This is a genomic window from Streptomyces sp. SM11, from assembly GCF_002910905.1.
Taxonomy (GTDB): domain Bacteria; phylum Actinomycetota; class Actinomycetes; order Streptomycetales; family Streptomycetaceae; genus Streptomyces.
Genome location: NZ_NEUE01000308.1, coordinates 1 through 21,083, shown reverse-complemented (window position 1 = coordinate 21,083; position 21,083 = coordinate 1). Strand labels below are relative to the sequence as shown.

The following is a 21,083-nucleotide window of genomic DNA, read 5'->3' as shown; positions in this document are numbered from 1 at the left end:
CGCAAGATGAACGAGCCGTCGCTGGCGCTGGAGCGGACGCTGCGCAAGATGAACGAGCCGATGAACAAGGGGCTGTCAAGTTCGCGAGGGCCGGGCGACATCAGCGGCTGACACCAACACCTGCGATCAGGAGCGGCCAGCAGCGAACGCCGAATAGCGGTCTAGCCTGAGAAATTGGGTACCGCCCGGTGGCAGATCGAGTCGGCGACCGACCTGATAAGGATGAGGCCACAGGTTCAAATCCTGTTAGCCCCACCAGCACGAAGGCCCCTCACCGGTAGCGGTGGGGGGCCTTCGCCATGTGCGGCCGGCATCAGGCGTTCAGCGGATCCGGAGGTGCGGCGGAGCACGGCCCGCGCCGGATGGGCGGGCTCCGCCTCCGGCGCGGGAGGCCGACCATGGAGCCCCCGGCCGGCTTGGGTTCCAACGGTCCTCGCGACACCCGCGATCTGTAGGGGTCGCGGGGGACCGTGGGCGTTGGGCAGCCCCGGATGGAGGGCAGATCGAGATCCAGCCGGTGATGAACAGCGAAGACCTGCGGAAGGGGCTCGCCGCACTGCAGCAGGGCTGAACTGCTCGGCCGCCCGCGGCGCCCGGCGCGGTGACCCGGAAGCGTGACGTACCCGTGGATCGGGATCCACCTACGGCGTTCACATTCCGTCGGCCCCCGGAGCGAAGACCCCCGGTCACCAGTGACCGGGGGTCTTCGCGTTGCGGGGGCGCGATCAGCGTGCGGGATTCAGCTGGACGAGGTAGCCGGGCTCTGGACCGTCGAAGGTCTCCAGCAACCTGCTGGACGCGAACCAGAGGGTGGTGGGCTCGTCGGCGGCCGGGATCTGGAAGACGCCGTGCTCGGGGCCCTTGCTTCCGGGGTTGAGACCGTACGACGGTCCCGTCTCGCCCTTTTCGCTCCAGTAGTCGGCGTACTCCCTCGCGTAGACGGCGTCGGACTGGCTCTGGCTGTACGCGGTGTCGTCGACGTTGAGGGTGACCGTTTCGTCGAGGCTCCAGACGGCCTCGCTCTTGCCGACGTTCAGCACCTCCATGCTGAGCACACAGAACTGCTTCCCGTCCTCGGGCGTCGGGTTCGCCGTCGGTTCGCCCACCGAGTCGGCCGCGTGCGCGAGGACCTCCGGGTCCAGCGATTCGCCGCACGTGACCTTCTCGACGGTGATCTCGAACTCGTCGGGCCGTTGCTCGGCCGTGGAGCCGAGGGTCAGCCTGAACGGCTCTCCGGTCCGGGGCCTGCCCAGGACCTCCGCGCCCGGCGGTGCGCCGTCGTCCGGGCTGCTGGTCGCCGCCGCCGGGACCGTGCTGCCGGGGCTCGAAGCCGTACCGGTGGAGGCCGAGGAGCAGGCTGTGACCGTGAGGAGCGCGACGGCGGTGCCGAAGGCCGCGAAGGTGGTGGCACGAGAGCTCATCGAACGGTCCTTTCGGCGGTGCACCGGACCCTTCCATGGTCGTCCGGCGCACCGCCGACCGCTCGTCGGAGGTCCAGTCCTCGTGCGAAGAGGCCCGGGGCACACGGAAAAGGCCCCCGGCCGGTGTGAACCGGACCAGGGGCCCCGGGGCGCGGTGGCGGCCGGGATCACGGGGGTGGCGCCGGGGAGTCGCCTTCCGGGGCTGTGGGGTGGGAGCCGGCCGGGCCGGTGGTGCGGGCGGTCTCTGCGGGGTCGAGCGACAGGTGGCGGGTGGCCGGGGAGGAGCCGTGGGCCTCGGCGCGGATGCGCTGCTTCATCGTGGGTGGGAGGGCCCGGTCACGCGGAAGGGTCCATCGGACCGAGGGCGCGAGCGGAGTTGCCGCGGTGGCGCCCGTGTGCTCCTGGGGCGTGGCGCTCGGCCGCGCGGCGTTCGTGGCGTTCGTGGCGCTCGCCGTGGCGGTGGCGAGGCCCAGCGACGCCAGGAGGGCGAAGAAGGCGGTGATGAAGGCGGTCCAGATGTTCTTGGGCTGGAAGGTGCTCATGGCCCCTCGCTTTCGGACGGTCCGGCTGCTGACTTCTCCGATCATGTGGATCCGGGCCGCGTTTCCGGGGAGCGACGCCCGCTCTGCGCCGATCTTCGGATTAACACCACTCGTATGGTGCAACCGGAGTGGACAGGCCCTCGCGGGCGGTCGGAAGGGGGTGCCGGGAGGCCGTTCGGGACGCCCTGGAGGGGCTGTTCCGGGGGTGCGGGCAGGTCACCGATCGGTATCGGCCGGTGTGTATAGTCGGCGGCAGAAGGCCCTTACGCCAAGGAAAGACGAGGTCGCGCGGTGAAGAAGCTTCTCCTGGTCGCACTGGCCGCCATCGGCGGGCTCCTCGTGTACCGCCAGATCCAGGCGGATCGCGCCGAGCAGGATCTGTGGACGGAGGCGACCGACTCCGTGCCCGCAGGCCCGGGTGTGTGAGACGGCACAGTCTGTTACGGGCCCCGGTCGCTGAGCGGCCGGGGCTTCGTGCTGTCCGGAACCCCCGCGACTTCACTTGTGCGAACAAATAGCTTGCTTACGTGAATACCCGTCAGGGAACTCGGCGTCGGCGGCGCCGGCAAGCGGGACAATCCGGCTGGGGCCGGAGACAGCAGCGGTGCGGGCGGGGCAGGATGGACCGGTATCGCGGCCGGGCGGTCGACGGGGCGACGGCGCGTGAGGACGACGAGGGGAAGCGCGTGAAGAGGCAGCGCAACAGGGGCCGGGCGGCGGCCGCGGTACTCGCGGTGATGTGCGCGGCGGCGGTCCTGCCGGGGCAGGCGCACGCGGCCGGCCCCGGGGCGTACGCGTTCGACCCCGTCGCGAAGAACGTGCAGGGGGCGACGGCGAACGTCGAGGCGTCCGAACTCGACGAGGGCGTCCCGTACCGCAGCACGATCAGGCCGGGCGAGAAGCTCTACTACCGGGTCGTGCTGGACGATGTCTCCGCCGCCTATGTCTCGGCGGTCGCGGTGCCCGGTGACAGCGACACGGTCGCCTACGGCGACGGCATCACCGTCAGCCTCCGGGAGACCGACGACACCCGGTGCGGCTCGGAGCGGGCGAACTTCGGCGCGGGCAAGTACGCCCGTCCCATCGCCGCGTACGCCTCCCGGACCGTCGAGGAAGGCAGCACCACCTGTCAGGAGAGCGGTCCGTACGACGTCCTCGTCGAGCGCGAGAGCAAGTCGGCGGCCGATACCGGAGCCTGGGACCTGGAGCTGCGCTTCCTGCGGGAGCCGCAGGCGAAGAGCGGGGCGTCCCTGCCGACCGACGGGCCCGACAGCTGGCCCTCGGCCTCGGCGAAGCCGCTGACCGGGAAGCAGCAGAAGCGGTCCGGCGGGGCCGGGTACTCCGAGGCCACCAGCCTGGCGAACGGCCGCTGGCAGGACACCGTCGCCCCGGGGCAGACCCGCTTCTACCGGGTGCCGGTGGACTGGGGCCAGCAGATCCACGCCACCGCCGGGCTCTCCAACAGCACGAGCGCCAAGAAGGACTTCGTGGGCAGCGCGCTCACCCTGTCACTGGACAACCCGGCCCAGGGACATGTCTCCGACGCCATGCTCTCGTACTCCGGAGGGCCCGCGTCCGCGTCGCTGAGGCCGCTGCCGCCGGTGGCCTACCGCAACCGGTTCGACTCCTCGAACCAGGTCAGCGCCATGCGCTTCGCGGGCTGGTACTACCTGTCGGTGTCTCTCAGCCCGCAGCTCAAGGAGTCCTACGGCGACGAGCCGATTCCGTTCGAGCTGGCGGTCCAGGTGAAGAACAAGGCCGAGGAGTCCCCGTACGAGGGGGACGCCGGGGTCTTCGGCGTCACCGACCAGGACCGGGAAGTGGCCCGGAAGGGGAAGAACGCCCGCGAGGCCGCGCGGAGCGGTCCTATGACCGTGGTCGCCGCGGCCGGGATCGGCACGGGGTCCGTGCTGGTGCTCGGGCTGGGCGTCTGGACGCTGCTGGCCCGCCGACGGGCGACGGCGGGCGGCCCGGCCGCCGGTCACCCGGCCGGTGAGGGCCACCAGCCGCCGCAGGGCTGGTAGTCGGCCCGGCGGCGCTCCCCTCGCCGGGCCCGCCGTGTCGGCGGTTGCCGTCGGCCGGGGCCGTCGGACCCGGGCCGTCAGACCTGGGTCAGGGCCCAGATCCCGACCGCGAAGCAGATCAGCGCCACCACCAGTACCGGGACCGCCACCTTCGGGGGCGGTCCCGGACGCGTTCGCCGTACGGGGGCGTGGGGCGCGGCGTGCCGCACCGACGGGTGCTGCTGGTCGGTGTAGGCGCGGGTGGAAGCGGGATCGTGCGGAACGCCGGAGGCCGGCGCCGGGGAGGGGCCCGGCGTGCCGACGGCGTACGGGGGCGGTGCGTCCGCTGTGAACGCTGCGATCGGCTTCTTCTGCTGCAACCCCGGCTGCGCGTACGGCTGTTGCTGTGGCGGTGAGCCTTCGGACGGGGGTGCGAGGTGGAAGCTGCCCGTCTCCGACATCGAGGCGGGGGGCGGTGCGTAGGACTGCTGACCGGACGGCTGCGGAACGGCCTGCTGCGGAACGGCCTGCTGCGCCGCCGCGGCCGCGGGGCCGGGCGGCGCGGGGTCCGCGGTCGGCTGGGGGGCGGTGACGGGCCCGTCGGGACCGAATCCCGCCGGCAGCGGCCCGATCTGGTCGAACACCTCCACCGGCTCGTCGTCCGGGCCGGGGTCGGGCAGCATCTCGACCGCCGCGGTCAGGGCCTTGCGCGCGCCCGTCGAGGTCCGGAACCGGGCGTGCGGGTCCGGCTGGAGCAGACCGGCGAGAACCTGCCACAGCGGCTCGGGAATTCCGTTGGGTGCGCTCGGGGTGCCGTGCGCGGCGAAGCGCTCGACCAGTGCCTGGGAGTCGGGCTTCTGGCCCTGGAGGAGGTAGAGCGCGACCAGGCCGACCGCGAAGAGGTCCGCGGGGAGATCGGGTTCGGCGCCCATCATCTGCTCGGGGGCGAAGTAACCGGGCGTACCGACCACGTAGTTGGTCTCGGTCAGCCGGGGTTCGCCCTTGCGCATCGAGATGCCGAAGTCGGAGAGGCGCAGATGCGGACGGCCTGTTCCGGTCGCCTCCATCAGGATGTTGGCCGGCTTGATGTCGCGGTGCACCACCCCCTCGGCGTGCACCGTGGAGAGGCCGGAGAGCAGCTGGTCCAGCAGCAGGCAGACGAAGCGCGGGGGCAACGGGCCGTAGTCGCCTATGACATGGGCGAGCGAGCCGCCGCTCACCAGATCCATGGTGAACAGGACCTTGTCGTCGTCGGCGGCCCAGCTGGCCGGGGCCAGCACATGCGGGTGCTCGATGCGCAGGGCCTGCTCGCGGACGAAGCGCAGCAGCGTGTGCGCGTCGCTCTGCTGGAGCACCTTGGCCGCGACGTACCTGCGGCGTCGGTGGTCCCAGGCACGCCAGACGGCGCCGACCCCACCTCGTCCGATCGGATCGATCAGCTCGTACCGACCAGCGAAGACCTCACCCATTGTGCTGCGCCCGCTCCCCGTTCCTGTGGGGCCGCGGCGTCCGCCGCGGCCCGTGTCCGGCCCCCGTGTCCGGCCGGCACCAGGGCGCTGCACGGTGCGCGCGTGCCCTGGCTCCGTCGTCCCTCGTCCGTCGTGTTCCGGACCCGCTAGCTCTGGTGCCCCTCGTAGTGCGCGACCGCGTCCGCGGTGCGCCCCGCTCCGTACACCTTGAGGAACTCTGCCAGCTCCGGGTGGGTCGGGGCGAGGGCGTCCGAGGCATCGATGATGTCGCCGGCCGCCGCGACCGACCGCAGCAGGGACTGGATCTCGCGCACCACACGGCGGACGGTGGGAGCACCGCCGGTGGAGCCGGTCTGGCCGGTGGCGGTCAGGACCGACCCGCCCTGCGACTTCTTGATCTCCTCCATGCGGTCGGTGGCCTCGCCCGCGCTGACGCTGCCGTCGGCCACCTGGCTCGCCAGCTCCTGGAGGGCCTGGACGCGCTGGACCACCGCGGGGTTCCCGATCTTGGCCCGCTGGCCGCTCATCAGCTGGGAGAGCATCGGGGCGGACAGCCCGAGAGCAGCGGCCAGCCGGGCCTGATTCAGGCCGAGATCATCGATCAGCCGACGGAAGAGCGCCCCCAACGGCTCTCCGTACCAACTGCGTTGAAGCTCTCTGGCTCTTGCCGTCGCCTCTTGTTGCGCTGCGTCCATGGCGTCTCCCCATCGCTGCGGCTTCGCTGCTGCGAACCTTGCGAGCATCTTACGGAGCGTGCTCGTCCACCGGGAGTCCCTATCCTTTTGCAGGATTACGGGGGTCACCCGGTACGCTGGTCCACGACGGTAGCCCTGGCGCGGACGTGCTGGGCGTTGCCTTCGTTCGTTGTGGCCCGGGGCCTTAGCTCAGTTGGTAGAGCGCTGCCTTTGCAAGGCAGATGTCAGGAGTTCGAATCTCCTAGGCTCCACTGTTAAATGCCCTCTGACCTGCGGAGACGCGGTTTCAGGGGGTATTTTTGGTGCCCATTGGTGGGCATGATGTGCCCATCAACCGACTCGCGGCCCCTGAGTTGACAGGGGCTGAGGTCTGCCTGTCTCCCCCGTGGATCCCCTGGGCCTTCCGGGATGCGGGAGGGCGAGCGCTGCGAGCCAGGTTTCCTACTCGTTTGATACAGTGCGGATATGTCCGAGTCGACGTACGGCATTGGTGAGGGGCCGGCGACGCGGGTCAGCCTCTCTCTGCCCGAGGGGACCGCTGAGGCGATCCGCGCCCGGGTTGGCAAGCGTGAGTTCTCCGCGTTCATTGCCGCGTCCGTCGAGAGGGAGTTGCGCGGCCAGGTGCTGGACGAGTACTTGGCCGACTATGAGAGCCGTAAGGGATCGATCTCCGATCAGGCGCGGCAGCAGGCGCGTCAGGTGCTCGACGAGGTGTTCGCTGAGGACGACCAGTGGCCCGCCGCGAGCTGAGCCACGAGGGAACGCTGGTCCTGGACAGCGAGGGGCTCTCCAAGCTGCTCAGCGATGACGAGACCGCGGTGTCCCTTGTCGCGGAGGCGCGGTCCCGCGGCATGGAGGTGGTGATCAGTGCGCTCACCATCATCGAATCCGTGCATTCCCGTACGAACAAGGCGCGGCTGGGCTGGGTGCTCTCCGGCCTGCGCGCCGTGCCGGTGGGGGATGAGGAGGCGAAGGCGGCCTCGGCACTATTGACAGGGGCTGGGCTGCACGGTCACGAGTACGCCATCGATGCGGCTGTGGCCGAGGCAGCGCTGCGGCAGCAGCGTCCGGTTGTCATGCTGACATCGGATGTCGACGACATGACCAAGCTGTGCGGCAACAGGGTGCGTGTCGTCGCCGTGTGAGCCACCCCGACATGACGATGTGCGGCGCTTGAGCGATTGAGCCACGGCCAGTACCGACGGGGCAGGCCTCGCCCTGTGCGCTGACGACCAGGGCCAGGCGAGCGTGCCGCCGAGGGCCGCTTGGACGGCGCCGACCCCTCGCCGTGTCCTGTGACTCTTCCTGTCTGGTTCTCCGCGTCGGCCGACGAAGTCTTCTGCGTGTTGCCCGGTGATCACCGCTCACAGCAGCGAGGCGAACGATCCCCGTTCCGTCTCCAGCCACTCGCCGAAGGTCCGCATGCCTGGATGAAGAGTCCGGGCGCGGTCCACATCGGTGGGGGCCACATCAGGGTGGCGGCGGGTGAACTCCAGCATGTCGGCTATGGCCGCTGCGTTGGGAAGGGGAAGTTGCCGGAACTTTTCGTACGGCACGTCCTGGTAGGTCACCGGAACACCGAGAGCCTTGGTGAGCAGGGCGGCGTACTCGGCGGGCGGCAGCAGGTCACCCACGACCTTGACCACTTCGCCGTGCACCTTCGCACCGGCGTCCAGCAGTGCCGTGACCACTCCGCCGAGGTCGGCGACACAGACGGCGGGCAACGGAGTGTCACCGTGGGGAAGGCTGAAGCAGAGTGACCCGTCCGACTGCCGGCGTAGCCGCCGGGCCGGCCAATTCTCGTAGTACGTGGACAGATGGACCGTGACGACGGGGGCCCCACGACCGCGAAGGTCCTCTTCCAGCCGGGCCTTGCCGTCGTGATGTGGCAGCGACAGGGCGCCGCCGCTGCGGCGGCGCGCTTCTGGAAGGCTGCTGTGCACCAGCGTCTCGGCACCGGCGGTCAGTACGGCCTCTGCGGCCGTCCTTGCCACCCGGTACTCGTCGTCGCGCAGCGACCAGAAGTCGGTCACCAGGAACCCCGCGCGAACACCCTTCGCTGCCCGCCTTGCCTGCCCGGCATCGGTCAGGTCACAGGCGACCACCTCGGCGCCGAGCGTGGCGAGCTCCCGCGCCGGACCGGACGCCGGGTCGCGGGTGATGGCGCGCACCGCGTACCGGCCGCTGGTCAGCAGGGCGCGAGCCACAGAACCACCTTGGGCTCCGGTGGCACCGGTCACGAGTACGAGAGGTCTGTCGGTCATGTTTCCTCACCTGGGTCGGAGCGTGGCCGGGGCCGAGCGGCAGGCCGCTCCGCCGTTCAGCGGGCCGAGTTGACCGCGTCGAGCAGCAGCCGGGGTGTCTTCGCGCCGCTGAGTTGATCCTCGGGGACGGTCACGTTCCGTTCCCGCTCGATACGCGTCGCGGTCTCCAACAGGGCGAGCGAGTCATAGCCGAGCTCCTCGAACGGGTAGTCGAGGATGTCGCCTTCGAGCGTCATGGACTCGTCCTCGCCCGCACACTCGCGCATGATGCGCCTGAGGTCCTCAATGGTGAATTCAGACATGGTCGGTCGCCTTTCGGTTCGTCGGGGTGGGAGTCGGGGCAGGAGCCGGGTGAGGAACGGGGGGGGGTGTGCGGTCGGTCAGGAAACAGCGCGGACCACGACCGCCGTGTTGAAACCGCCTCGCCCTCGCGCCAGTACCAGGACCTCACCGGTCCCGAGCGGACGCGGACCGCCCGTCACGAGATCGAGGCGGTACGCGTCGGGCACCCGGCCCACATCCGCGGTCGGCGGGATGACGCCGTCCCTGACCGAGAGCAGCGCGGTGGCCAGGTCGAGTGCGGAGGCGCCGGCGCCGGGCCTGCCGGTGAACGACTTGGGCGCGGTGACCGGCACGCCGTACGGGCCGAAAACCTCAGCGATGGCTGCCGCCTCCGAGGTGTCCAGCTCCGGCACGGCGGCCGCGTCGGCGAAGACGGCGCCTATGCCGCCGGGCTCCGTCCCGGCGTCGGCCAGTGCGGCGCGGATGGCACGGGCCAGTCCCGACGGGCGGTCGGAGCCCGGGGGCGGGTCGAAGGTGGCTGCGTAGCCCGCCAGTTCGCCAAGTACGTGGGTCGCTCCGCGCGCTCGGGCCGAGGCCGCGCCCTCAAGCATCAGCAAGGCGCCTCCCTCGCCGATGACGTGCCCGCACGCGTCCTCGGCGAAAGGCCGGTACGCGACCTCCGGACGGTCGTCGGTGCTCAGTCGGCCTCCGGCCAGCTCCGCGACCAGGCCCCACGGGCAGAGCGCCGACTCCATCGCGCCGGTGAGTACGGCTGGGGTGCCCTTGCGCAGCAACCGACGAGCGTGTCCGGCGGCGTCGAGCCCGCCCGCCTGCCCGCTGACAAGCACGCCGCTTGGCCCGCGAAGACCGTACCGGATCGAGATCTGACCGGTGTTGACCGCGTAGAACCAGGCGAAGGACTGGTACGCGCTGACGTACCGGGGGCCCATGGACCACAGGTTCTGAAGCTCACGCTGGCCGAACTCGAAGCCGCCGGCCGCGTTGGCGGTCACCACGCCAATGCCGTAGTCCGGCAGGACCGTGGGGTCGATGCCGGCGTCGGCCAGGACTCCGGCGGCCGCGGCCAGGGCGAGCTGGGTGACGCGGTCCGTCTGTGGCACAAGTCGGCCGGGTACATGGGCCGCCGGGTCGAAGCCAGTGATCTCGCCAGCCGTTCGGCTCGGGTAGGAGGAGGCGTCGAACCGGCTGATCGGCGCGATGCCGCTCCGCCCGGCGAGCGTGCGCTCCCAGAACTCCCGCTTCCCGGAGCCGTTGGCGGCCAGAACCTCCAGGCCGGTCACGACCGCCGGTTCGTGGGTAGAAGGAGGCGGAGCGGCTGCAAGGGCGCCGCCCATGCTGGAGGGGGAGGCTGTGATCATTTCAGTACCCCTCTCGGGCGCTTGAGAACCATCGCGCTCTGGAAGCCGCCGAAACCACTGCCCACCGTGAGTACGGTGTCGAGCCGCTGCTCCCGCGCAGTCAGCGGTACGTAGTCCAAGGGGCATTCGGGGTCGCTCTCGCGCAGGTTGGCTGTGGGTGGGACGACGCCGTACTCAAGCGCGAGGGCGCAGGCCGCGATCTCGATTGCCCCGATCGCGCCGAGCGAGTGGCCGATCATCGATTTGATGGAACTGACCGGGACGGTGCGTGCGTGCTCGCCCAGGGCCCGCAGGAACGCGGCCGTCTCGTGCCGATCGTTCTGCCGGGTTCCCGATCCGTGAGCGTTGACGTAGTCGACCGCCGTCGGATCGAGCCGTGCCTCGTCCAGCGCCTGCCGGATCGCCTCAGCCATTTCGCGGCCGTCCGGGCGCAGGCCGGTCATGTGGAAGGCGTTGCTGCGCGAAGCGTGCCCACCGATCTCCGCGTACACGTGGGCGCCCCGGGCCCGGGCGTGCTCCCACTCCTCCAGTACGAGCATGGCCGCACCCTCGCCGAGGACGAATCCGTCGCGGGTCAGGTCGAAGGGACGTGACGCGGTGGCGGGGTCGTCGTTGCGTGCCGAGGTCGCCTTGATCGCGTCGAAGGACGCCACCGTGATGGGTGAGATCGGCGCGTCGGTCCCGCCGGTCAGCATCACGTCGGTTGTGCCCTCACGAATCAGCTCGCAAGCGTGCCCGACGGCGTCGAGTCCGGAGGTGCACCCGGCGGAGATCACCGCCGCCGGCCCCTCCCCGCCCGCTGCCCAGGCCACTTCGCGGGCCAGGGTGCTCGGCACCAGGTAGTCCTCCAGGTGCGGTACGGCATGCCGGTGGTCGACGAGCCATTCGCGGCCGGAGTCGCTGACCACGGAGTACTCCTGCTCCAGACCCATGGTGCAGCCCACGGCGCTCCCGACGGACACCCCGGTCCGCTCGGGGTCGAGCGGCGCCGCCAGCGCCAGCCCGGCGTCCGCCAGCGCTTCCCGGGTACACGCCACCGCGAACTGGGCCGCACGATCCATGCGGCGTACCTCGCGTGGCGTGAACCCGGCGGCGAGCGGATCGAACGAGCACTCTGCCGCTATGCGGGACCGGTAGGCCGAGGCATCGAACAGGGTGAGGGGTCCAGTGGCCGTCCGGCCCGAGGTGAGAAGCGCCCAGAATTCCTTTGTTCCGTTACCACCGGGGGCTATGACGCCGAGGCCGGTGACAGCTACCCGGCGCGTCACCGAAATCCGCCGGTTGTTCGCACCAGGGGAAAGGTCGATGCACCTTTGGCCGTCGGCATTACGGCTGGAGGTGCACTTTCGGATGCGCTGCGATTTGCAAATTCACACACAGCGATGTCCACTTTCTGTAGAGGTGTTCCGCTGTCCATCGAATCGACTCTTTCCCGTTCTCGACTGTTTCTGTCGGGAGTCTCCGGTGTATTCCTCCAGTGACATTCGAGATGATTTACGCCGCCGCTGGAGGGACGCTAGGGAACCAGTGGAGCCGAGGCCGGGCGGGCGGCGGGGAGGGCGGCGTATCCTGTCCGCGCGGCTGATCCGCCTTGGCTGGTCCGCAGCGCCGTCGGCCAGGAGCCGTCGTATCTCTGCCCGCGACCCGAGGGACCCCGTCATGGATGCCGTCTCCCTCCAGGATTTCAGCACCCTCTTCTCCCTGGTGGGCCGTGCCGCGCGCATCCGGGCGGAACGCCGCCTGGGCGACTTCGGCCTCCACGCCGGCCAGCAGTTCTTTCTCAAATGCCTATGGGAGTCGGACGGCAGCACAGTCGGCGAACTGGCCCGCCGGGTACGGGTGGAGGGACCGACGGCTACTCAGGCGATCAAGCGCATGGAGGCCGCCGGCATGGTGCGTCGCACGCCGGACGTGCAGGACGCCCGCAGAAGCCGCATCTGGCTGACCCCGCTCGGGCGCGACATCTGGCCCAAGGTCGACGCGGAGCTGCGCAGGCTGGAGGACGAACTCCTCGCCCCGTTCTCCGCCGAGGAGCGGGAGCAACTGGTGTCGTTGCTGTTGCGGCTGTACGACGCGGCCCAGGGAGACGGCCGCGAGGACGGGCCCGTCGCCTTCTGACCCCGATCCCGGGCAGCGGGCGCCATTCGGCAGGCATCGGCTCAAGCACAGCTCCAGCCGCATTCCAGGTTCCGCGCGCACGATCGGAGGCCCGACGGTGCGAAGGAGAACACGGTGTCACAGACCATCACGGAGCCGGTCGCCGAGGACCGGCTCTACAGCGAGGTGTCGCACTTCTACGCGCGCCAGATGCAGACGCTGGACGACGGCCGGACGGAGGAATGGGCGAACACCTTCACCGTGGACGGAGTCTTCGCCCTCCACGGCGGTCACGACAAGGCGACGGGCCGGCCCGCTCTCGCCGCCAGCAGCGCCCGTGCCCGTGCCGCCCTCACCGAGCAGGGAATCACTCATCGGCACTGGCTCGGCATGCTGACCGTCACGCCCCGCCCCGACGGAAGCGTCGCGGCCCGCTGTTACGCCCTGGTGATCGCCACTGCCCGGGGCGGCATGCCGACCGTACATCGCAGCACCGTCTGCGAGGACGTACTGGTCCGTGAGAAGACCGGCTGGCTGGTGCGGGAGCGTCAGGTGACGAGGGACGACCTGTTCTGAGACCGGCACCACTTCGGGCCGGCCCCGTCCCGGGGCCGGCCCGAAGGCGGACGGTCGAGCCGATCAGCCGGCGGCGCGGCCCGAGGCGATGCCGACGGCCGGGAGATCGTGCGGGGCGCCGGGAGAGAGGATCGCCTGCTGCAACTGTTGGAGAAACCAGGCAGGTTCCATGCCCAACTCGTCCGCGAGGGCCCTCCGCAGCCGCTGGTACACCTCCAGCGCGCAGAAGCGGCGGCCGGACCGCCACAGCGCTCGCATGTACTGGGCGTGGAGGTTTTCGTGAAAGCGGTGATGGGCGACCAGTGTGGTCAGCTCGCCGACCAGCGCCTGATGCTTGCCCAGTCGCAGCTCGGCGTCGATGCAGAGCTCAAGAGTGCCCAGTCGCAATTCGTCCAACCGGGTCACATGGGCGGAGATGAGCGGCCCCGTGTCGACGTCGGCCAGCACCGGCCCGCGGTACAGGGCGAGCGCCTCACGCAGCAGCGCGGCCCCTTCGGCGTCGGCACCCCGGCCGATGGCCTGCCGGCCCTCGTCCGTCAGTTTGCCGAACCGGTAGAGGTCGTAATTCTGTTGCGGGATGCGCAGCATGTATCCCGGTCCCACGGTTACCAGGTATGCGGCACCCGAAGCCGGGTCGGACCCGTGCAGCAGTTTTCTCAGCGTCAGAATGTAGGTCTGGAGCGTGGTGCGGGCGCTGGCTGGCGGATCGTATCCCCAGAGTTCCTCCACCAGAGCGGACACCGGGACGATCTGATTGAAATGAATGAGCAGAAGCGCCAGAATTTTTTTCGGCTTGGGTGCGCTGGGTACGCAATTATAATCCCCAAGCGATAATTCGAGCATTCCCATTATTCCGGCCGTGATCTCCATTACCCCCCCTGTCTCGCCACCTGGCCTGGACAGTACCCCGCAGTGGCGCGATCGATTCGAACCAGTATTCAAAGGAATCGCAAAAGGAGCGACACTCTCGGCGAGTTTCCGCGCGGGTAACAAATTCCGCGGAACGCTCCACCAGCGACGCTGCCAGGGGGTGCCGAGAGACCGAAAGACGTTGAGAGACACCGAGACACGCCGAGAGAACGTCGCGGCACCGGATGAGCAGGCGCGCACCGACTCCCACCCGCCGTTCGCCGCCCGGGCGGCGAACGGCGGGGAGGCCGGGCGGGGCCCGGTGCCGGCCTCAGGCCAGGATTCGCGTCAGCGCCTTGCTGACACATCGGTCGGCGAGCGCGGTGACTGTCAGGGCCGGCGGCACCGCTGCCATCGTCCCGGGGATGAGCGAGCTGTCGATCACATAGAGGTTGTCGTAGCCGTACAGCCGGCCGTCGAGCGCACAGGCCTTGCCCAGCACCACACCGCCGAGGGTGTGCGACGCGGTGTCGGCGTTCACCCGCAGGGTGGAGGTGCCGGGATTGGCCGCGTTGATCCGGTCGACGGTGGCGGTCACCGCCTGAGTGGCGCGCGTGGCCGATGCGCTGGTGGCGGGCCAGGTCAGCGACACCCCATCGGTGGCGGCGTCGTAAGTGAAGCAGCCCTCGGCCGCACAGGTGGTCATGGCGAGCGCGGCCAGTGCGCCGGTCCCGTCCGGGGTCGGTACCGGCCACGGAAAGTTGATCATGGTGACCGGCTCGTACGGATTGTCGAGATCCTGGGCCACGATGCCGGAAGGGCCGCCCTGGGTGGGGTTGTTCCAGGGCATGCCCACCCGGACCGTCTGGCGGTCGCTGTTGGTGCCCCAGCCCCGGCCGACCGAGGCCCGCAGCGCGGGCAGACTGCCGCGCGCCCGGGCCCGTACCAGCAGACGGCTGGTGCCGAGCGAGCCCGCGGCGAAGAAGACGTGCTCCGCCGAGAACTCCGGCCGGGCCACCACGGTCCCGCTCTCGTCGATCCGCTCGCACCCCACCAGGTAGCGCCCGCCGGACGGCACCACGTCCACCACCCGGGTGAGTGTCTCCACCGCGACCCGGCCGGTCGCCTCGGCGGCGGCGAGTATGGTGCGGTCGACACTGTGCTTGGCCCCGCTGTTGGCGCCCCAGATCGAGCGCGCGATGATCAGTGACGGCTCCCGGTTGCCGGCCGCCTCCTCCCGTACGGCCTGCCAGTCCACAGCCATGTCCGCCCGGTACGGCGACAGGCCGGCTGCCGTCGTCTCCGCAGTGAACGAACGCGCCGCCGTGTAGTACGAGGACGCGTACACGTCGTCCGGCATCGGCGCCGGGCCGATGAGCGCACGGGCCCGCGTGTACCAGCGCTCGCTCATCTCATCGAAGTCGACGTGGGTGCCGAATGCCCGGTTGAATGCCTCCTGGGAGGGCTTGAGCATCACCGCGTTGTTCACCAACGATCCGCCGCCGACGCCCGCGCCGGCCAGGGCGATGACGCTGTTTGTCCGAAAGGCCTCCAGTACACCGGGGTAGACGTCGAGTTGCTGAGGGACGAACGGGCTCCAGGAGTTCAGCCACGAAGCCCGTCCGTCGGGCGCAGCCGGCGTGGCGAAGGTGCCGCCCTGCGCGGCGATCGGCCACCGCCTGCCCCGTTCGAGAACGACCGAGTCCACGCCGGCCTGTGCCAGCCGCAGCGCGGCGACGCTTCCGGCGTATCCGCTGCCGATGATCAGCGCCTTCACGGGCTCCGCCGCGAAAGCGGACCGCGAGGGTAGTGCTCCGATTGCCGCGCCCGCCGCGACGCCGGTGAGGAATCTGCGGCGCGATAGCCCGTTTCTGCCTGACATGCCACTCCTTGATGAGCCGGACTGTCCAACGGTGCGGCTGGGGGTGGCCGCCTTGGATCGAAGCGTCAGATCTTGCGGGCGACCGTAAGACCGTCGGCGATCGGCAGCATGACCACGTCGACCCGCGGATCGGCGGCCAGCGCCGGGTTGAACTCGCGCAGCGCCGCGGCGTTCCCGGTCTTCGCGTCGTCGCCGAGGACCCGGCCGCCGTAGAGGACGTTGTCGAAGACGATCAGACCGCCGGGCCGGGTACGGACGATCAACTCCTCGTAGTAGGCGGCGTAACCGGTCTTGTCGGCGTCCACGAAGGAGAAGTCGACTGTCTCCTCACGGGGCAGGGCGCGCAGAGTCTCAAGAGCGGGCGCGATGCGCAGCTCGATCCGGTCGCTCAGCGCCGCCGAATCCCAGGCGTCACGAGCGATCCGCGTCCACTCCTCGCTGATGTCGCAGCAGAGCAGGTGCCCATCCGCGGGAAGCGCCCTGGCGATCGACAGGGACGAGTACCCGGTGAAGGTGCCCACCTCGATCGCACGACGGGCGCTGGCCATCTTCGCCAACAGGGTGATCAGCGCGCCCTGTTCAGGCGCGATGCGCATGCCGGCCCGGTCGCCGGTCTCCTTCTCGGTCCGCTCCACCAGGTCGTTCTGGGCCGGGAGCGGCGCGATCCCGGCGGCGACCACGTAGTCGACGACCTCCTGAGTTGCTGCCACCCTCATCGGCTGGTCGGCAGACATTTCCACGGCGGGCATTTCCACGGCCACTCCTCCATCGGGACTTCGCTGGGCTTCACTTCACGGGACTTCACTGGACGTCACGGGCAGGAACGGAGGCCACCGTAGGAGCGACCGGTCAAGGTGCGCTCAAGAACGGATCCATGGCGCCGGCGTCCCGCTCCAGCAGCGTTCGAGCGGCTCTCCAGTGCGGAGCCGCAGTCTCGGTGACCGCGGGAACCCGGTCCGGCGAACGGCCGGAGCACCGGCCCTCCCACAGACGATGCCGCTCGGCGGCACCGAAGAGGAGCGAGATGACCCTCACGGACACCACCGCCCCGGCAACCCGGCGTACTGCCCTGATCACGGGTGCCACCAGCGGGATCGGGCTGGCCGTCGCCCGTGAACTGGCCGCCCAGGGAATGCGGGTGTTTCTGTGCGCCCGGTCGGCAGACTCGGTGGCCGCCACCGTCAAGGAACTCCGCGACCAGGGCTGGGAGGCCGATGGCACCACCTGCGACGTACGTTTCCGCGTGGAGGTCGCGGCGCTGGTGGCCACCGCGGTGGAGACCTTCGGCCCTGTCGACGTACTGGTCAACAACGCCGGGCGTAACGGCGGTGGCAGCACGGCCGACCTGCCCGACGAGCTGTGGTACGACGTGATCGACACCAACCTCAACAGCGTCTTCCTGGTGACCCGGGAGGTGCTGTCGGCCGGCGGGATGCTGGGACGCCCGCGCGGACGCGTCGTCAACATCGCTTCCACCGGCGGCAAACAGGGTGTTGTACTCGCCGCTCCCTACTCCGCCTCCAAGCACGGCGTGGTCGGCCTGACCAAGGCGCTCGGGCTGGAACTCGCCAAGTCGGGCACAACCGTCAACGCGGTCTGCCCCGGCTATGTGGAGACCCCGATGGCGGGGCGGGTACGGCGCGCCTACGCCGAGGCCTGGGGCACGGACGAGGAGCAGGTACGCGAACGGTTCGAGGCCAAGATTCCGCTCGGCCGCTACACGACGCCGGAGGAGGTCGCCGCCATGGTCGCCTACCTCACCACGCCGGCCGCCGATGCCGTCACCGCGCAGGCCCTCAACGTCTGTGGCGGCCTGGGTAACTACTGACCGCCCCGTCACCCCACCCCGTCCCGCCCCGGCGCGTGAGCCGGACCCTCGACCGGAAGGTGCAGAACGTGTCCCAGAGCGTGCAGCCAACCCCTCCATCCGTCCCGTCCAGCGGCTCGCGCGAGCCGACCGAGGGCCACACCCGGCCGGCCGCAGGGCAGCCGGCGGACGAACCCACCCGTGTGCACGTCGAGCACACCGTGACCGTCGACGCCGACGCGGAGGCCGTCTTCGCCCTGGTCGCCGATGTCGAGCGGTGGCCGCTGATCTTCCCGCCCACCGTGCACGCCGAGTACCTGGAGCGTGCGCCGGCGGAGGGCGGGACGGAGCGGCTGCGCCTGTGGGCCACTGCCAACGGCGCCGTGCGTTGCTGGACTTCCCGCCGCGAGGTCGACCCGTCCCGGCTCAGCATCACGTTCGGCCAGGAGCGGCCGGCCGCGCCGATCGCCGCCATGGGCGGCGAGTGGATCGTACGCCCGGACTCCGACGGCGGCACCGAGGTCGTGCTCACCCACGACTACGCCGCCGTCGGGGATGACGCCGAGACCCTGGCCTGGCTGGAGGAGGCCGTGGACACCAACAGCCGCGCCGAACTCGCGGCCCTGGCCGCGGCCGCCGGCCGGAACGGCGCCGAGGGCGCGGACGGCGCCGAGGGCGCGGACGGAGCCGACGGCAGGCTTGGCTTCACCTTCCGCGACACCGTCCACATCGAAGGCACCCTCGTCCAGGTGTACGCCTTCCTCGACCGGGCCGAGCACTGGCCGGAGCGTCTGCCGCATGTGGCCCGGGTCGCCCTCACCGAGGACGTACCGGGCCTGCAGATCCTGGAAATGGACACCCGCACCGCCGACGGCTCCTCGCACACCACCCGCTCCGTCCGCATCTGCACCGCGCCCGATCGCATTCGCTACAAACAGCTCCTGACGCCGGCACTGCTGCGCGTGCACACCGGAGTCTGGCTGCTGGTCGAGGACGAGCACGGAGTGACAGCCACCTCTGAACACACCGTGGTCATCGAGACGGATGCCATCAGCAAGGTCCTGGGCGAGGACGCCACCCCGGCGCAGGCCCGTGCGCTCGTCCGGGATGCCTTGAGCCGCAACAGCGCGGCCACCTTGAACCGGGCCAAGGCGTTCGTCGAAGGGGCGTCCGGTGTCTGATGTCCTGACCGGCCTCCCCACTCGCGCCGACCTGCTGCTGCGCGCGAGCTCCCGTACGGGGGCCGATCGCCCGGCCCTGATCGTCGGTAGTACGAAGCTGCGGTACGCGGATCTCGACGGGGCGGTCGACCGCTGCGCGGCGGTACTCCACACCCGATTCGGCGCGGCGGGCGCGGTGGTGGCCATCGGTGCGGAACTTCACCCCGACGTGGTGGTCGCCTACCACGGCGCCTTGCGCAGTGGGAACCTCGCGCTGCCAGTCGTCCCACTCCTCCGGGAACAGCAACTCCAGTACGTACTGGGCACATCAGGCGCCAGAGCAGCCTTCGTCGGCCCGGCGCAGTACCGCCGACTGCGCCGCGTCCTGAAGGGACTGCCGGAACTGGAGCTGGTCGTCGTACTCGGCCAGGGAGCGGAGTCGACGGACCGGGAAGGCCCGCACTTCGTCGAACTGCTCGACGGCGCCGGGAACGTGGAACCACCCGAGCACCCGGCCCAGCCCGATGATCCGGCGGCGCTGCACTTCACCAGCGGAACCACCGGAATGCCGAAGGCCGTGGTCCTGAGCCACCGCAATGTCACGGTCAACGCCGTGCAGACCGCACGGGCGCACGGCCTGGGCCCCGATTCGGTGAGTCTGGTGCACTTCCCCAGCTACCACCCCATGCACATGAACGCGGCGATCGCCGCCGGGGCGGCCCAGGTCCTCGTCCCCGGACCCGACCCGGCAGAGGCGGTCGAGGAGGCTCGCCGGCGCGGCGTCACGCACTTCTACTCGCTCCCCGCGCGCCTCACGCAACTGGCCGCGTACCCCCGGCTGTCAGAACTCACGCTGCCGGCGGCGCACATGATCGCCTCCGGCGGCTCCGCACTGGCACCGGCGGTCGCGACGGCTCTCGGCGATCACTTCGGTCTCCCCGTGGTCCAGGGCTACGGTCTGGCCGAGACGTCCCCGCTGACCCACTTCGACCGGCCGGGCGACCCTCGCCCGGGTTCGGTCGGCGCGCCGGTCGAAGGCACCGGGCACCGGGTGGTCTCCCTCGACGACGGGCGCGTGCTGCCCACCGGGGAGTCCGGTGAGATCCAGGTACGCGGCCCGCAGGTCATGCTCGGCTACCTCGACCAGGGGATCACTTCCGTGGTCGACGCCGACGGATGGCTGTCCACCGGAGACGTGGGCCGGACCGACGAGGACGGACGGCTGTTCCTCACCGACCGCCTCAAGGACGTCTTCAAGTGCGACAACTGGCTGGTCTCGCCCTCCGAGATCGAGAACGCCCTGGCCGAGGACCCTGCCGTGGCCGACAGCGTCGTACTCGACCGGCCGCACCCCGTATCGGGCGCCGTCGCCCATGCCGTGCTGGTGCTCGCAGGCGACGCCGGCGCTGACTCCAACAGCGGCATCGACGCCGACGAGGCCGACCGGGCGGTGGCCAGGCTCAACGAGCGGTTGCCCTACTACAAGCGTGTCCACACCCATGAGGTCGTCGGACAGATCCCTCGCTCACCGAACGGCAAGATCCCCCGCCGTGAGTTGCGCGCCTCATTCCACGCAGGACTCGATGGAGGTTCCACGATGGTGATCCTGGTCAACAAGTTCATCCTTACCGCCGCCCCCGAGGAGTTCGAGAAGGTCTTCGAAGCCAGCTCCGTGTACATGCGCGGCCGGCCCGGCTTCATCGACCACACACTCGTCCGCTCGCTGTCCAATCCGAACATCTACACCAACATCGCCCGTTGGGAGGACGCCGCCGCCCACCTCCAGGTCATCCAGTCCGAAGGTTTCCAGGAGCACATCCGCGACCTGGCCGCGGTGGCCAAGGCCGAGCCCGAGCTGCACACGGTGGTGTCCCACGTTGCGCGCGGCTGACCCAGGGGGGATGGCCGGCGCCCGAGTACTGGTGGCCGGCGCAACCGGACGCGTCGGCGGCGCGGTGGTGCGCCGGTTCGCGGCGGCCGGCGCGGAGGTGGTGGTGCACGGCCGCGGTGGGTCGGCGGCCGCCCTCGCCGCCCGTACGGCCGCCGATCACGGTGTCACCACACATGCGGTGACGGCCGACCTCACAGACGACGACGGCCCCGCCCGACTGCGCGCGGAACTCGTCGCGGCGGGTGTGGACCGGCTCGACGTCCTGGTCAACTGCACCACCGGCTACGACGGAGAGCCCAGGCCCGCCGCACAGCTGACCGTCCAGGAGTTCCGCGACCTGCTCGACATCGACGTCGTCGGCGCCTTCGCCCTGGTGACGGCGGTGCTGCCGCTGCTCGCCGCAGCCGGCAACGGCAGGGTGGTGCTGCTGTCGTCACTCGCCGGGGTGCGTGGCCGGCCCGCGGCCCCACACCTCTGCGCCGCGAAGGCAGGGGTCGCCGGCCTTACCCTGGCGCTGGCCCACGACCTGGCAGCCGACGGCGTACGGGTCAACTGCGTCGCCCCCGGCCCCGTACAGGATCCCGCCCACCCCCACACCGGGCCGCTCGGCCCCGGAGTGGTGCCCACCAGCGCCGACGAGGTGGCGGGTTGCGTCCTCGCGCTCGCCTCCGACCTGACCACTGCCCTCAACGGCCACCTCCAGGTGGTCAACGGCGGCAGGCCCTGACGACCCGAAGGCGGTATCCGACATGACTGCGCACACCCC

General features: G+C 70.4%; 21 protein-coding genes and 1 tRNA gene. 11 read left to right on the top strand and 11 right to left on the bottom strand.

Annotated features, from left to right (window positions below; genetic code table 11):
- Window positions 1–725: 725 nt before the first annotated feature.
- On the bottom strand, window positions 726–1,421 hold the full coding sequence (locus B9S58_RS36500) for a hypothetical protein (protein WP_103533371.1): 696 nt from the start codon (window positions 1,419–1,421) through the stop codon (window positions 726–728).
- 167 nt (window positions 1,422–1,588) lie between these two features.
- Complete coding sequence (locus B9S58_RS36495; RefSeq protein ID WP_103533372.1) at window positions 1,589–1,963, bottom strand: DUF6344 domain-containing protein; 375 nt, start codon at window positions 1,961–1,963, stop codon at window positions 1,589–1,591.
- A gap of 291 nt (window positions 1,964–2,254) precedes the next feature.
- On the opposite strand from B9S58_RS36495, the gene B9S58_RS38570 reads away from it, so the two are divergent.
- Both B9S58_RS38570 and B9S58_RS36485 read left to right on the top strand, forming a co-directional pair.
- On the top strand, window positions 2,255–2,389 hold the full coding sequence (locus B9S58_RS38570; protein ID WP_219818897.1) for a DLW-39 family protein: 135 nt from the start codon (window positions 2,255–2,257) through the stop codon (window positions 2,387–2,389).
- 260 nt (window positions 2,390–2,649) lie between these two features.
- A complete protein-coding gene (locus B9S58_RS36485; protein WP_103533387.1) occupies window positions 2,650–3,987 on the top strand; it encodes a hypothetical protein in 1,338 nt (445 codons plus the stop codon).
- 77 nt (window positions 3,988–4,064) lie between these two features.
- Here B9S58_RS36485 and B9S58_RS36480 read toward each other — a convergent pair whose 3' ends face one another.
- The gene (locus B9S58_RS36480; RefSeq protein WP_103533373.1) at window positions 4,065–5,435 is read right to left on the bottom strand and encodes a serine/threonine-protein kinase; all 1,371 of its coding nucleotides are present in this window, start codon (window positions 5,433–5,435) and stop codon (window positions 4,065–4,067) included.
- A gap of 146 nt (window positions 5,436–5,581) precedes the next feature.
- On the bottom strand, window positions 5,582–6,130 hold the full coding sequence (locus B9S58_RS36475) for a helix-turn-helix transcriptional regulator (protein WP_103533374.1): 549 nt from the start codon (window positions 6,128–6,130) through the stop codon (window positions 5,582–5,584).
- A gap of 178 nt (window positions 6,131–6,308) precedes the next feature.
- Here B9S58_RS36475 and B9S58_RS36470 point away from each other — a divergent pair.
- The 3 genes from B9S58_RS36470 to B9S58_RS36460 all read left to right on the top strand — a co-directional run bounded on the left by B9S58_RS36470 (window position 6,309) and on the right by B9S58_RS36460 (window position 7,275).
- A tRNA-Ala gene (locus B9S58_RS36470) sits at window positions 6,309–6,381 on the top strand.
- Between the two features lie 214 nt (window positions 6,382–6,595).
- Window positions 6,596–6,880, top strand: a complete 285-nt coding sequence (locus B9S58_RS36465; RefSeq protein WP_103533375.1) for a hypothetical protein — start codon at window positions 6,596–6,598, stop codon at window positions 6,878–6,880.
- Complete coding sequence (locus B9S58_RS36460) at window positions 6,862–7,275, top strand: DNA-binding protein (RefSeq protein WP_103533376.1); 414 nt, start codon at window positions 6,862–6,864, stop codon at window positions 7,273–7,275. Before B9S58_RS36465 ends, B9S58_RS36460 begins: the two co-directional genes overlap by 19 nt.
- A gap of 219 nt (window positions 7,276–7,494) precedes the next feature.
- On the opposite strand, the gene B9S58_RS36455 is transcribed toward B9S58_RS36460, so the two are convergent.
- From B9S58_RS36455 to B9S58_RS36440, 4 genes are all read right to left on the bottom strand, one after another.
- Window positions 7,495–8,394, bottom strand: coding sequence for an NmrA/HSCARG family protein (locus tag B9S58_RS36455; RefSeq protein WP_103533377.1), 900 nt, complete (start codon window positions 8,392–8,394; stop codon window positions 7,495–7,497).
- Window positions 8,395–8,450: 56 nt separating this feature from the next.
- Window positions 8,451–8,696 (bottom strand): acyl carrier protein, encoded by a 246-nt coding sequence (locus B9S58_RS36450; protein ID WP_103533378.1) that lies wholly within the window; start codon window positions 8,694–8,696, stop codon window positions 8,451–8,453.
- Window positions 8,697–8,774: 78 nt separating this feature from the next.
- Window positions 8,775–10,031, bottom strand: coding sequence for a ketosynthase chain-length factor (locus B9S58_RS36445; RefSeq protein WP_103533379.1), 1,257 nt, complete (start codon window positions 10,029–10,031; stop codon window positions 8,775–8,777).
- A 20-nt stretch (window positions 10,032–10,051) separates the two neighbouring features.
- On the bottom strand, window positions 10,052–11,362 hold the full coding sequence (locus B9S58_RS36440) for a beta-ketoacyl-[acyl-carrier-protein] synthase family protein (protein WP_374935691.1): 1,311 nt from the start codon (window positions 11,360–11,362) through the stop codon (window positions 10,052–10,054).
- Window positions 11,363–11,714: 352 nt separating this feature from the next.
- Here B9S58_RS36440 and B9S58_RS36435 point away from each other — a divergent pair, with 352 nt between their 5' ends.
- Window positions 11,715–12,173: a MarR family winged helix-turn-helix transcriptional regulator gene (locus tag B9S58_RS36435; RefSeq protein WP_103533381.1), complete on the top strand. Its 459-nt coding sequence runs from the start codon at window positions 11,715–11,717 to the stop codon at window positions 12,171–12,173.
- Between the two features lie 114 nt (window positions 12,174–12,287).
- On the top strand, window positions 12,288–12,728 hold the full coding sequence (locus B9S58_RS36430; protein ID WP_308457912.1) for a nuclear transport factor 2 family protein: 441 nt from the start codon (window positions 12,288–12,290) through the stop codon (window positions 12,726–12,728).
- A gap of 63 nt (window positions 12,729–12,791) precedes the next feature.
- Here the strand turns inward: B9S58_RS36430 and B9S58_RS36425 are convergent, their stop codons facing one another.
- The 3 genes from B9S58_RS36425 to B9S58_RS36415 form a co-directional block, all read right to left on the bottom strand.
- Window positions 12,792–13,598: an AfsR/SARP family transcriptional regulator gene (locus tag B9S58_RS36425; protein ID WP_103533382.1), complete on the bottom strand. Its 807-nt coding sequence runs from the start codon at window positions 13,596–13,598 to the stop codon at window positions 12,792–12,794.
- Window positions 13,599–13,908: 310 nt separating this feature from the next.
- On the bottom strand, window positions 13,909–15,459 hold the full coding sequence (locus B9S58_RS36420; protein WP_103533383.1) for a GMC family oxidoreductase N-terminal domain-containing protein: 1,551 nt from the start codon (window positions 15,457–15,459) through the stop codon (window positions 13,909–13,911).
- 65 nt (window positions 15,460–15,524) lie between these two features.
- Complete coding sequence (locus tag B9S58_RS36415) at window positions 15,525–16,208, bottom strand: O-methyltransferase (RefSeq protein ID WP_258044705.1); 684 nt, start codon at window positions 16,206–16,208, stop codon at window positions 15,525–15,527.
- A gap of 275 nt (window positions 16,209–16,483) precedes the next feature.
- On the opposite strand from B9S58_RS36415, the gene B9S58_RS36410 reads away from it, so the two are divergent.
- The 4 genes from B9S58_RS36410 to B9S58_RS36395 all read left to right on the top strand — a co-directional run bounded on the left by B9S58_RS36410 (window position 16,484) and on the right by B9S58_RS36395 (window position 21,044).
- A complete protein-coding gene (locus tag B9S58_RS36410) occupies window positions 16,484–17,287 on the top strand; it encodes an SDR family NAD(P)-dependent oxidoreductase (protein WP_103533384.1) in 804 nt (267 codons plus the stop codon).
- 68 nt (window positions 17,288–17,355) lie between these two features.
- Window positions 17,356–18,447, top strand: coding sequence for an aromatase/cyclase (locus B9S58_RS36405; RefSeq protein WP_374935690.1), 1,092 nt, complete (start codon window positions 17,356–17,358; stop codon window positions 18,445–18,447).
- A complete protein-coding gene (locus B9S58_RS36400) occupies window positions 18,440–20,317 on the top strand; it encodes an AMP-binding protein (protein WP_103533385.1) in 1,878 nt (625 codons plus the stop codon). The genes B9S58_RS36405 and B9S58_RS36400 overlap by 8 nt, the downstream gene beginning before the upstream one ends.
- 10 nt (window positions 20,318–20,327) lie before the next feature.
- On the top strand, window positions 20,328–21,044 hold the full coding sequence (locus B9S58_RS36395) for an SDR family NAD(P)-dependent oxidoreductase (RefSeq protein WP_103533386.1): 717 nt from the start codon (window positions 20,328–20,330) through the stop codon (window positions 21,042–21,044).
- Window positions 21,045–21,083 lie beyond the last annotated feature (39 nt).

What these genes read in the sequence shown, in the direction of transcription:
- B9S58_RS36415 (WP_258044705.1), bottom strand. Translation starts at nt 16,208, where the DNA reads ATGCCCGCCGTGGAAATGTCTGCCGACCAGCCGATGAGGGTGGCAGCA.
- B9S58_RS36495 (WP_103533372.1), bottom strand. Translation starts at nt 1,963, where the DNA reads ATGAGCACCTTCCAGCCCAAGAACATCTGGACCGCCTTCATCACCGCC.
- B9S58_RS36410 (WP_103533384.1), top strand. Translation starts at nt 16,484, where the DNA reads ATGACCCTCACGGACACCACCGCCCCGGCAACCCGGCGTACTGCCCTG.
- B9S58_RS36500 (WP_103533371.1), bottom strand. Translation starts at nt 1,421, where the DNA reads ATGAGCTCTCGTGCCACCACCTTCGCGGCCTTCGGCACCGCCGTCGCG.
- B9S58_RS36450 (WP_103533378.1), bottom strand. Translation starts at nt 8,696, where the DNA reads ATGTCTGAATTCACCATTGAGGACCTCAGGCGCATCATGCGCGAGTGT.
- B9S58_RS36455 (WP_103533377.1), bottom strand. Translation starts at nt 8,394, where the DNA reads ATGACCGACAGACCTCTCGTACTCGTGACCGGTGCCACCGGAGCCCAA.
- B9S58_RS36420 (WP_103533383.1), bottom strand. Translation starts at nt 15,459, where the DNA reads ATGTCAGGCAGAAACGGGCTATCGCGCCGCAGATTCCTCACCGGCGTC.
- B9S58_RS36475 (WP_103533374.1), bottom strand. Translation starts at nt 6,130, where the DNA reads ATGGACGCAGCGCAACAAGAGGCGACGGCAAGAGCCAGAGAGCTTCAA.
- B9S58_RS36435 (WP_103533381.1), top strand. Translation starts at nt 11,715, where the DNA reads ATGGATGCCGTCTCCCTCCAGGATTTCAGCACCCTCTTCTCCCTGGTG.
- B9S58_RS36395 (WP_103533386.1), top strand. Translation starts at nt 20,328, where the DNA reads ATGGCCGGCGCCCGAGTACTGGTGGCCGGCGCAACCGGACGCGTCGGC.
- B9S58_RS36445 (WP_103533379.1), bottom strand. Translation starts at nt 10,031, where the DNA reads ATGGGCGGCGCCCTTGCAGCCGCTCCGCCTCCTTCTACCCACGAACCG.
- B9S58_RS36480 (WP_103533373.1), bottom strand. Translation starts at nt 5,435, where the DNA reads ATGGGTGAGGTCTTCGCTGGTCGGTACGAGCTGATCGATCCGATCGGA.
- B9S58_RS36425 (WP_103533382.1), bottom strand. Translation starts at nt 13,598, where the DNA reads ATGGAGATCACGGCCGGAATAATGGGAATGCTCGAATTATCGCTTGGG.
- B9S58_RS36465 (WP_103533375.1), top strand. Translation starts at nt 6,596, where the DNA reads ATGTCCGAGTCGACGTACGGCATTGGTGAGGGGCCGGCGACGCGGGTC.